This window comes from Paenibacillus sp. A3, assembly GCF_001399685.1.
Lineage (GTDB): Bacteria > Bacillota > Bacilli > Paenibacillales > NBRC-103111 > Paenibacillus_G.
Genome location: NZ_JTHN01000349.1, coordinates 1 through 1560 on the forward strand (window position 1 = coordinate 1; position 1560 = coordinate 1560).

1 protein-coding gene is annotated in these 1560 nt (G+C 55.4%); it reads right to left on the bottom strand.

From position 1 onward, the window contains the following. Window positions 1–206: 206 nt before the first annotated feature. A complete protein-coding gene (gene tyrS / locus QJ48_RS34445) occupies window positions 207–1463 on the bottom strand; it encodes a tyrosine--tRNA ligase (protein ID WP_054977767.1) in 1257 nt (418 codons plus the stop codon). Window positions 1464–1560: the final 97 nt, after the last annotated feature.

Here is a 1560-nt window from a genome sequence, read left to right on the forward strand (position 1 = left end):
ATCGACGAAAAACAAATCGTCGAGTTCTACAGCCGCTAATTTGTAATCGTAAAAGGGCTGCTTTGCAACCAGGGAAACCTGCTGCTGCGAAGCGGCCCTTTTTTGCATAACGCAGCGCCCCTGCTCCCCCCGCGCCGGATTACCGAAAAAAAAGGATGCTTCCGCCGAAGTCGATACGACATGCGGAGCATCCTTTTCTTATGCGCTTACCCTAGCTTAATGCGGGCAAATTTGCGTTTGCCGACCTGCACGATTTCGCCGCCCTGCGGCGTGAGCTCGGCGTTCGGATCGTCGATTTTCTCCTCATTGATCTTCACCGCGCCCTGCTGCACGCTCCGGCGCGCCTCGCTGCCCGAGCTTTGCAGACCAAGCGTGACGAGCAGCTTTACAATGCGGATTTTGCCGTCTTCCAGTGCCTCCTGCGGCAAGTCTACTTCCTGGATATCCTCAGGCAGCGCGCGCTGCTGGAAGACAGTCACGAAGTGCTGCTGCGCTTCATCCGCAGCCTGCTGTCCGTGATACATGCGAACGAAGGTGTAAGCGAGTCGCATCTTGGCATCCCGCGGATGAACGGTGCCGTTGCCGAGCCCGTCGCGAAGCTGCTGCAGCTCTTCGTTCGAAATGTCGGTCGCCAGCTCGTAATATTTGAGCATCAGCTCGTCCGGCACAGACATCGCTTTGCCGTAAATTTCATTCGGTTCCTCATCGATTCCGATATAGTTGCCGAGGCTTTTGCTCATCTTCTGTACGCCGTCCAGCCCTTCGAGCAGCGGGTTCATGATCGCCACCTGCGTATCGACGCCGTACTCCTTTTGCAGGGTGCGTCCCATCAGCAGATTGAACTTCTGGTCCGTTCCGCCCAGCTCAATATCGCTCTTCAGCGCCACCGAGTCGTAGCCTTGCATCAGCGGGTAGAAAAACTCGTGGATATGAATCGGCTGGCCGCCGGCATAGCGCTTGGAAAAATCGTCCCGCTCCAGCATGCGCGCCACCGTCAGCTTGGCCGACAGCTCAACGACATCGACGAACGTGAGCGGTCCGAGCCATTCGGAGTTGTAGTACAACTGCGTTTTTTGCGGGTCCAATATTTTGTAAATTTGCTTCTGATACGTCTCCGCATTGCGCTTCACGTCTTCTTCCGTCAACTGCTTACGCGTTTCGGATTTGCCTGTCGGGTCTCCGATCCGTCCGGTGAAATCGCCGATGATGAGCTGTACCTGGTGGCCGAACTCTTGAAACTGGCGCAGCTTGTGCAGCACGACCGTATGGCCGACATGAATATCGGGAGCCGAAGGATCCAGTCCCAGTTTTACTTTTAGCGGAGTTCCCGTTGCGACGGAGTCGATGACCTTCTGCTTCAACTCATCTTCAGGTACGATCTCGACGACTCCGCGGCGAATCGTCTCCAACTGACGGTTCACCTCCTGCTGCTGCTGCGGTGTCAGTTGCTCCCATTTTGCCATTGCTCGTTCCTCCTGCTTGGTCTCTAAATTTGCAATAAAATAAAAAAAAAAGCCTCTCATCCCAAGGGACGAGAAGGCTTTGCTCGCGGTACCACCC